The organism is Methylobacterium sp. CCH5-D2, assembly GCF_001556475.1.
Lineage (GTDB): Bacteria > Pseudomonadota > Alphaproteobacteria > Rhizobiales > Beijerinckiaceae > Methylobacterium > Methylobacterium hispanicum.
Genome location: NZ_LSIX01001129.1, coordinates 1 through 9,348 on the forward strand (window position 1 = coordinate 1; position 9,348 = coordinate 9,348).

The window sequence follows — 9,348 nt, forward strand, 5'->3', positions numbered from 1 at the left end:
CTCTCGCTCAGCGCCATCTTGTTCGTGAACGGGTTCAGCACGGCGTCGGTGAAGAACGGCGTGAATCCGGCGCCCTGGATGCCCGCCACGGCCTGGATGTAGGAGCCCGGCTGCGCCGACACGCCGGCGTAGAGCTGCGCGCCGTTGACGTAGGCGCCCTGGAGGTAGAGGGTGTCGCCCGGCGCGATGAAGGGCAGGTTGATCTTCACGCCGCCCTGGACCGCCCACCCGTACTCGGTGGGCGTCCGGCCGATGCCGCGCTGGTTCGTGTTGCTGAGGGCGGCGCCGAGATTCGTGCCGACGAAGGTGCCCAGGGCGGCGTTGCCGACGTTCAGCTCGTGCACGGCGGCCGAGATCTGGGCCGAGCCCCAGGGCTGGTCGTAGCGCAGGACGCCGACGAAGTCGGGCATGCGGTTGCGCTCGATCAGATCGACGAAGCCGACGCCGGTCGGCAGACCGTCCGCGGAGTAGCCGACGAAGATCGGGGTCAGGGAGTTGGTCTGCGCGAAGATGCCGGCCGTCGAGTTTCCGGCCGCCGCCGCGGTCACCGCCGCGGCCTGGGCCGAGAAGATCGGCGTGCGGCGGAAGCTCGGATCCTCCATCGAGAGGGTCGCCGAGAAGCCGTTGCCGAGGGTGGCGGTGTAGGCCACGAGGTTGGTGGAGGCCGCGTCCGAGCCGGCGGTCGCACCGATCATCTCGAAGTCGTGGGCGTAGAAGTCGAAGAACGAGGACGCACGGCCCGCCGTGAAGCCGGCGAACTGCACGAAGGCCTTGTCCGTGTTGAAGTATTGCTGCACGCGGCCGAAGGCGTCGACGCCGGTGCCCGAATAGGCGTTGCCGATGCGGATCTGCGTCGTCGAGTGGAAGGTCGGGATGCCGGTGCGGCTCGCCGCCTCGAGGCGGAGGAAGGCGCGCAGCGTCCCGTAGTCGGTCTTGGTCCTGGCATCGAGGTTGATGCGGGCGAGGCCCCGGTAGCCGCTGTAATCGCCGCTCCCGACGCCGGTCGCCGTGCCGGGATTCCGGTTGTAGGGCCCCTGGACCCCGTACTCGAACCGCGCGCGGCCCGACAGGCGCAGGCAGGTATCGGTACCCGGGATGTAGAAGAAGCCGGCACCGTAGGTGGTGCAGATGCGGACATACTCGATCGGCACCGCCTTCTTCGTCGGCAGATCCGCCGCATAGGCACCGCTCACCCCAAGAACTGCCACCGACCCGAGCAGGATCCGCTTGGTCTTCATCACGTCAAACCCTCCAGTCGTCAGCCGCCCGCGTCTCACGGTTCGGCCAACCGCTCCCCAGACACAGTTGTCGGATGCACGCGTCGGCGCTGACGACGCACATTCGGAAGAACATTGATCTTCTTCAGGATTTTGATTTGATTCGATACAGCCAATCAAGACGATGTGGCTATAAAATCAGCTCTCTCCGGGCCGACAAAATTACGAATACAGAAATGTTGTAATTTTGCCTCAGCCCGAGACCGGCGCGTCACCGCGCACGGCGGGAGCCGCGCCGAAGGCCGCGATGGGCGAAGGCCGCGATGGGGATGGACCCGAGCCCGACGCCGGCCCTGCCGGCCGCCCGGGGCTCGACGGGGCGCATCACGATCGTCGGACGGTACCGGGCCGCATCGCGCGCCTGTCGGGCCCGCGCATCGCCCGGGCGAAGGGACGGCCCACCGCGACACGCCCACGTGACGGCACTCTATCGGCGCGCATCGCCCTGCCTCCCCGGACAATGCCGGATGGTTCTGGCGACCACCCTGACATGGATCCGGGTTTACATTATATGATGCGTAAAGGCAAATCCCCGCCGAGGCCGCCGACCTGCGGACTCTTGAGCGCGCAGGCGCCGAGAACGTGCTGGCGCAGGAACACGGCGGCCGCCTCGCGATGGCCGCTCGCGAGAAGATCGAGAAGCGCGAGGTGCTCGCGCGACTGCACCGGCAGCCGGCTGCGGTCGATCGTGATCCGGTACTCGATGAGACGCCTCAGGCGGTTCACCCGCTTGAGCGAGCTGAGGAAGAAGTCGTTCCCCGAACAAGCTATCAGCATCTCGTGAAAGGCGCAGTTGCTGTGGAAGATCTCGGCCCGCGACATCGTCAGGTGATCGCGCAGGATGCGCTCCTGCTCCTGCCTGGCGGCATTGAAGGCCTGCTCATCGAGCTTGAAGCTTGGCAGCCGCATCGCCTCCCACTCGATCGAGGCGCGGAACTGGTAGGCCTGCTCGTAGGCGTCGCGCGAGTTCAGCATCGGACCGAACGCCCAACCGTTGCCGGGAAGACGCTCCGCCCAACCCTCCTCGGCAATTCTGTAGAGGATCTTGGCCAGCCGGATGCGCGGCACGTCGTAGAGCCGCATCAGCTCGGCCTCGCTGACGCGGTCGGCGAGCTTGCCGTCGAGGCGGTCCTCCGCGATCTTGAGATAGGTCGCGTCCTCGGCATCCGCCGCGGGCAGGCTCGAGCGCTCGATCTCGGCCAGCCGGCCCGCCGCGTCGGAGAGGAAGTAGCCCCGGTTCGGCTCCGACCGGACGACGCCGCTCCTCTCGAGTTCCCGGAGCGCGGCGTTGATGGGCGCCCGGGAGACCCGAAGGCTGTCGGCCAGGGTCTGGCTCGGCAGATGCTGCCCCGGGATCAGTCTTCCCTCCCGGATCTGATCGAGGATCTGCGCGGTCACCTGGGGGACGAGACTGGGTCTTGGCATCTTCGCTTCGAAGGGCGCCTTCGCGGTTTCGTCGTCTGATGCATCCATATCCGGTGCCCGTCCAGCGCGCGCGCGCTTGCCGCTCGACCTGAATTGTGTTTAAAGTCCATAAAAGTCAAATTGGGAGGATGTGGTGTCGAACGGTCGCGATGTCCGAGAGGTCGCGTGCGATCGTCGGACCGCGATCCGGACGATCGCGGGCATCGCGCTGGCGGTTTCCCGAGCGAGCGATCTCAGCGCCACGCCGCAGACGAAGGACGCCCACGTGCCGACCCGATCCCGCATCGTCTATGTCGGTTGCCGCACGACCCGCGAGCGCAACGCGCGCGGCGACGGGATCACGGTGTACCGCGCGCCCGACGACGGCGCGGCCTGGGAAGAGATCCAGCGCCTCGACGGCCTGGTGAACCCGTCGTTCCTGGCCTTCGACCACGCGCGGCGGACGCTCTACACCGTGCACGGCGACGGGAGCGACGTGAGCAGCTTCCGCGTGGATGCGCGGGACGGACGGCTGACCTTCATCAACCGCGTCGGCTGCCGCGGGAAGAACCCGGTGCACCTCGTCGTCGCGCCGTCGGGCCGCCATCTCGTCGTCGCCAATCACCTCACGGTCGGCCCCCACGTGTCGAGCCTCGCGGTTCTGGCCATCGGCGCGGACGGCGCGTTGGGCGAGGTCGTCGATCACCACCCGTTGACGGGGCGGATCGGACCGCATCGGACCGAGCAGCCCTTCGCGAAGCCGCATCAGGTGGTGTTCGACCCCGCCGGCCGCTTCCTCGCGGTTCCCGACAAGGGGCTCGATCTCGTATCGACCTTCCGCCTCGACGAGGCCGGACGGCTGCATCCGTCCGGCGCGCCGCCCGCGGCGGCGCGGGAGGGAGCCGGGCCGAGGCATCTCGCCTTCCATCCGACGCTGCCCTTCGTCTTCGTCCTGAACGAGTTGTCCTCGACGGTGATGGCCTGCGCGTACGCACCCGATACCGGGGCGATCACGCCGCACCAGGAAATCTCCGCGCTTCCGGACACGTTCGTCGGCTTCAGTCGCGCCTCCGAGATCGAGATCGCGCGCGACGGCCGCTTCGTCTACGCCAGCAACCGCGGGCACGAATCCATCGCGGCCTTCGCGGTCGATGCGGCGACCGGACGCCTGGCGCCGGTGGGCTGGACCGACGCCGCGGGCAGGACGCCGCGCTTCTTCACGCTCGATCCCTCGGCGGACCGTGTCCTCGTCGCCAACGAGGACAGCGACGGGGTCGTCAGCTTCGCGCGCGATCCCGACAGCGGCCGCCTGCTCGAACCCTCGCCGGTCGCCCGGACCGGAAGCCCGACATGCCTGCTGGTCGGAGCCGGCTGACGCCCCGATCGGCCGTCGATGCCGGGGCGGCCTATCCGGCCGGACCCCGATGACCGAATGATCGCCGCGTGCGGCCGCCCGCGGGCGCTCAGGCCCCGCGATGGGGCGGGCATCTCCGGGGAAGGGGGCGGGTCCGCCTCGCGCGCCGGATAAGCGGGGGGCGACCGCCGAAGACCGGGGAACGCCGATCGCGCGGGCGCCGCGGGCCGCGATTGCCCGCGACGCCCGCGACCGGGTCAGTAGCGCAGGGTCAGGCCGCCGCTCACCGCGAAGGCGTCGCCGCCGGTGCGGGCGAAGGTCGTGGCCCCGGTCAGCGTCGCGCTGACATTCGCCGAGAGATCGGCCCGGAGCCCGCCCTCGACCTGGCCGTAGACGCCGCGTCCGAGGCCGCCGAGCGGCGTCTGGATCGGCAGGAGCGGCGTCGCGGTCAGGGTCGTCACCAGGATGCGGTTGCCGTCGAGGAACTGGTGCTCGGCCGTCACGTTCAGGAAGCCGGTGACGAGGCTGCCCGCGACGGCGAGGGGCACGGTGCGGATCTGGGCGCCGGCCCGGCCGACCAGGGTGTCGAAGCCCGTGTCGCGCACCGACTGCGTCAGCCCGGGGTCGCCGCGCTCCGTGTAGCCGTTGACCCGGGTGTTGGCGTAGCCGAGACCCACGATCGGGCCGACGCGCCAGCCGTTCCAGTCGTCGAACAGGTAGCCGCCCTTCGCCACCACGGCGACGCCGTTGCCGGTGGTGCGCGCGCTGAGCTGATCGATGACGCCGGGCCGCTCGATCGCGTAGTCGTGACGGCCGTAGACCACGGCGGCGTCGCCGAACAGGTTGGTGCCCGTATAGGAGCCGTAGGTGGCGAACTGGAAGGCGTCCGCCCGGATGCTGCCGCCGCCGTCGCGGAGCCGGGCATCCGGGTTCAGGTAGTTGAACGCCAGGCCGAACCGGGCGCCGCGCGCGGGCGTCGCCTCGATGCCGACCATGCCGCCGGGGCTGTCGTAGTCGAAGCCGGTGGCGTAGCCGCGCGTGCCGACGGTGCCGCCCGCGTAGGTCGCCTGACCCCAGACGATCACCGGGCTCGGCGCCGCCCCGGGAACGGGCATGCCGGCCGCGGCCTCGGCCGCGCCCGGGACCTGCGGGAAGAGACGCATCGCGTCGAGGCGCTGCAGCAGCGTGGCGCCGAAGCTCGTCGTGCTGATCTGCCCGATCTCGGCCTGCGCCGCGATCCCGTTCGGCGCCGCCAGCACGTTGACCATGTAGCGGGCGAGGTTCAGGTAGCCGGCCTCGGTGAGGTGGACGCCGTCGTAGGACAGGAAGGTGTTCTGCACGGCCCGGGAGCCGCCGATGCACGCCGCGACCGCCGTGCAGGGCACCGTGACGTTCGCGAAGCCGTAGCGACCGGGATTGGCCTGCACGAGCTGCCCGATGAGGCCGTTGTCGAGCAGGAAGATCCGCGTGCCGGCCTGGGCGAAGGGGGCGAGTCCCTCCTGGAGGCCGTTGAAGTAGCTTCGCGCGAGCACGTCGCCCGCCGCGGCGTTGCCGGAGGCGGCGACCACCGGCAGGGGGGAGAGGCTGCTGAAGGCATTGAACACGATCGTCCGCGCGCCGGCGGCGACGAGCGGGGCGACGTTGCCCACCGCGTTGGCGGCCACGGCCTGCCCCAGCGGCACCGCCTGCGCGGCGGTGATGCCCCCGGCGGACGGGTAGATCAGGTCGTTGCCGCCGATGTTGATCACCGCGAGATCGCCCGGGCCGAAGCGGCCGCCCGTGCTCCGGAAGGCGGAGACCTGCTGGGTCAGGCCCGGCAATCCCGGCACGACGTTGGTGGCGTCGGTCTTGGCGCCGCCGACCGCGTAGTTGACGACCGCCGTGTCCGGCAGCCCGTACGATGCCTGCAAGCCATCGACGAAGTTCGCCCCGTTGGAGAAACGGCCGTTCACGTAGATCGGCGGCAGGGGCATGCCCGACAGGCGGACCTGATTTCCGGTATCGGCGTAGCTGTCGCCGAAGACGACCAGCCGGGACACGCCCTGCGCGACCGCGCCGTGGGAGATGGCCAGCACCATGCCCCCGGCGCAGGTCGCGATCCGCGCCCCGCGCAGCGATGATTTGGCAACGCGTGCCATCGATTTTCCCCCAGCATTGTCGTTTATTACTATCGTCACGGAATAATAGCGCGGAGCATTCCCGTCAAGCTTGATCTATTTCGATTTTAGATTGCCAATCCTTCACAAATACCGCGCAAGTTGCGGCGCTCGTCTGATCTCGGTCGCCCCTGCCGGGGGTTGGGAGCGTGACCGAACGCGGTCTCGGCCTCGACGGTCCCCGGGCGCGGCGCCGCGCGAGCCCGCCGTTGCGGGCACCTCTCATTCCGCCGCGTCGGCGGCGCGCGCGCGACCGGCATCCGCGGCCGAACCCCCTGCCGGATCCGGACGCGGCGCGGGCGCCTGCACGGTGCCGGCGCGGAGATGCTCGAACGACGCGTCGTCGAGGTCCGGCCAGCCGAGCCGTCGGCGCAGGCGCGCCATCTCGGTCCGGAAGGTCTCGGTGTGGACGTAGGTGGCGTGGCGGGGCGAGTCGACGTAGCGCCGGCCGCCGCGCAGGTCCGGATCGTCCTCCCGGAGCCGCGCGTCGAGCCAGTCGCGGTCCCGGCCGGTCTCGGTCGCGTGGATGTCGGCGACGATCAGCTGGGCCATCTCGTCGAAGCGGCGATAGGCAGCGTCGGCGAACTCCGCGAAGCCGAGCACGTAGAGCCCGCGCCGCTCGCGGTGGATCGCGTTGAGGTAGAGGAGCGGCCGACCGCCCGTCCAGGTGAACAGGGCCGGATCGAGGAAGGGCAGGGCGTGGACGTAGCCGGTGGCGAGCACCACCACGTCGACCGCCTCCTCCGAGCCGTCGCGGAACACGGCGCGGTCCTCCCGCAGCGCCACGAGATCGGGCTTCGCGACCAGGGTGCCGTGGCTCAGATGGTGCAGGACCTGCGTGTTCATGATCGGGTGGCTGGAGAGCGCGTCGTGGTCCGGCTCCGGCAGGCCGAGCCGGGTCAGGTCGCCGTTCAGCGTGTCGAGCAGGGCCCCGACATCGCCCGATACGGCGATGCCCCGCGGCGGGGGAACCTGCCCGCTCATCAGCACGTCGGTCGGTACGCCGAAGAGGTGCTTGGGGATGAAGCGGTAGCCGCGCCGCACGCTGAGGAAGGCGCTGCGGGCGAACCGCGCGGCGTCGCAGGCGATGTCGACCCCCGAATTGCCCGCGCCGACGACGAGCACGCGCTTGCCCGCGAAGGCGTGCGGCCGGGCATACGCCACCGAATGGAGGACCTCCCCGCGGAAGCCGTCGCGGCCGGGGATCTCCGGCAGGTTCGGATGCCACGTCGTGCCGGGGCAGGCGACGACGCCGGCGTAGCGGCGCACCTCGCCGGTCGAGAGGGTGACCCGCCAGCCGTCCCCGGTCGGCTCGGCCGAGGTCACCGCGGTGTCGAGGGTCACGTGCCCGTAGAGCCCGTAGGCGCGCGCGAAGCCGCGGATGTAGTCGAGGATCTGCCGCCCGGACGGGTAGTCCGGGTAGTGCTCCGGCATCGGGAAGCCGTAGAAGTACGAGGTCCATTTCGACGAGATGAAGTGGGCGCTCTCGTAGAGCGGGGTGCCGCTGTTGTCGGGGTCCCAGAGGCCGCCCACGTCGCCGTGCCGCTCGAAGCAGTCGAACGGGATCCCCTCCCGCAGGAGCGCGCGCGCCATGATCAGCCCGCTCGGCCCGGCGCCGACGATGCAGTAGCGGCCGCGATAGGCGGCGACCGGCGCGGCCTTGCGCGCGGTGACGGGGCGGTAGGCGGTCGCGGCGATCCGCGCGTAGGCCTCGGGCCGGTTCCGCCGCAGCCAGCCGGCATAGCCGATCGCGCCGGCCGCGAGCGGCAGGAACAGCCAGGGCAGGTTGTTGACGACCGGGTTGTCGGTGCCGGTCAGCGTTCCGTAGCTGAGGATCACCAGCACGAGGAAGGCCGTCAGCCCCGCCGCGGCGAGGCCGGGCATCACCTTGGTGGCGAGGAGCCGGGCGGGGCGCGCCCCGCGGAAGAACCCGACGACCGCCAGCGCGCAGGCGATCTGCATGGCGATGATGCCGATCGTGCCCAGCCCGATCATCGACGAGGCGATGCCGAGATAGGGGTCGATGCCCCCGAGGCCGAGCCCGATCACCAGGAGGGCTTCGAGGCCCGTCATCGCGAGGCTCGCGACGTGGGGGGCGCGGTGGTCGGGGTGGAGCCGCGCGAGCTCCGTCGGGAGCAGGTGGTCGCCGGCCAGCGCGAAGACGTAGCGGCTCGCGGCGTTGTGGACCGCCAGGAAGCTCGCCAGGATGCTCATCACCAGCAGGAGGCCGAACGCCGCGGCCAGCCCCTCGCCGCCGTAGGCAGTGGCCAGGGTGAACAGGAAGGTGCCGGACTCGCGCTGCGCGAGCCCGCGGACCGCCGCGGTGCCGGCCGCGCCGATGATGATCCAGATGGAGGCGAGGTAGAACACGCCGACGAGGGCGAGCGCGGCGTAGGTCGCCCGCGGGATGGCGCGCCGGGGATCGCGGGTCTCCTCGCCGTAGAGGGCCACCGCCTCGAAGCCGACGAAGCAGACGATGGCGAAGGGGATGACCGCGCCGATGCCCGGATCGGCGACGTGCGCGAGGCTCCAGACCTCCGGCGGGAAGGCGTCCGCGCCCCTGCGCGCGATCACCAGCGCCTCGAAGACCACGAGGACGGCGAACTCCGCCGCCAGAAGCCAGGTCAGGAGCCTCGCCGAGAGATCGAGCGAGCGGTATCCGAGCAGGCCGATGAGGCCGATGCCCGCCGCCGCGCAGGCGAGCCAGGAGACGTCGAGACCGGCCTCGTGCAGGACCAGCGCCGCGAAGTAGCCGAACCCGGCCCCCGTCCCGACCGCGTAGGCCGCGTAGGCGATGACCGCCGCGTAGGCCGCCACGACCCCGGCCGCCCGGCCCAGGCCCTGGCCCACCTGGGTGTAGAAGGCGCCCTTGCTGACGATCTCGCCGCTGAGGGCGACGTAGCCGACGGCGAAGCAGAACAGGGTCAGGCCGACCAGGGCGAAGGCGGCCGGCATCGACAGCGCCGCCTCCCGCGACAGGGCGAGCGGCGTGTTGCCGACCAGGGCGGCCAGCGGCGCGGCGGCGGCGACCACCAGCACGACGACGCGACCCGGACCGATGAACCCCGTCCGCCCCTGCGCGGTCGGGTAGGTATCGGAGTTCCGGATCGGTCGGCTCATCGGGCGGCGCCCTCGGGGGGCGCGTTCTCGGGGGGAG

The 9,348-nt window shown here is 70.9% G+C and carries 5 protein-coding genes; 1 reads left to right on the forward strand and 4 read right to left on the reverse strand.

Going from position 1 to position 9,348, the window contains the following annotated elements:
- On the reverse strand, window positions 1–1,238 hold a 1,238-nt coding region (locus AX737_RS30610; protein WP_066927850.1), incomplete at its 3' end, for a porin.
- A gap of 546 nt (window positions 1,239–1,784) precedes the next feature.
- The gene (locus AX737_RS30615) at window positions 1,785–2,702 is read right to left on the reverse strand and encodes a GntR family transcriptional regulator (protein WP_066927854.1); all 918 of its coding nucleotides are present in this window, start codon (window positions 2,700–2,702) and stop codon (window positions 1,785–1,787) included.
- A 133-nt stretch (window positions 2,703–2,835) separates the two neighbouring features.
- On the opposite strand from AX737_RS30615, the gene AX737_RS30620 reads away from it, so the two are divergent.
- The gene (locus AX737_RS30620; protein ID WP_238229596.1) at window positions 2,836–4,056 is read left to right on the forward strand and encodes a lactonase family protein; all 1,221 of its coding nucleotides are present in this window, start codon (window positions 2,836–2,838) and stop codon (window positions 4,054–4,056) included.
- 236 nt (window positions 4,057–4,292) lie between these two features.
- Here the strand turns inward: AX737_RS30620 and AX737_RS30625 are convergent, their stop codons facing one another.
- Entirely contained in the window at window positions 4,293–6,173 is a 1,881-nt protein-coding gene (locus tag AX737_RS30625) for an autotransporter domain-containing protein (protein WP_066927852.1), read from the reverse strand.
- A gap of 240 nt (window positions 6,174–6,413) precedes the next feature.
- Window positions 6,414–9,311, reverse strand: coding sequence for an NAD(P)-binding domain-containing protein (locus AX737_RS36595; RefSeq protein ID WP_082773387.1), 2,898 nt, complete (start codon window positions 9,309–9,311; stop codon window positions 6,414–6,416).
- Between the last annotated feature and the right edge of the window lie 37 nt (window positions 9,312–9,348).

Bases quoted from the DNA above. Each gene is read 5' to 3' on its own strand.
- AX737_RS30615 (WP_066927854.1), bottom strand. From the start codon at position 2,702: ATGCCAAGACCCAGTCTCGTCCCCCAGGTGACCGCGCAGATCCTCGAT.
- AX737_RS30625 (WP_066927852.1), bottom strand. From the start codon at position 6,173: ATGGCACGCGTTGCCAAATCATCGCTGCGCGGGGCGCGGATCGCGACC.
- AX737_RS36595 (WP_082773387.1), bottom strand. From the start codon at position 9,311: ATGAGCCGACCGATCCGGAACTCCGATACCTACCCGACCGCGCAGGGG.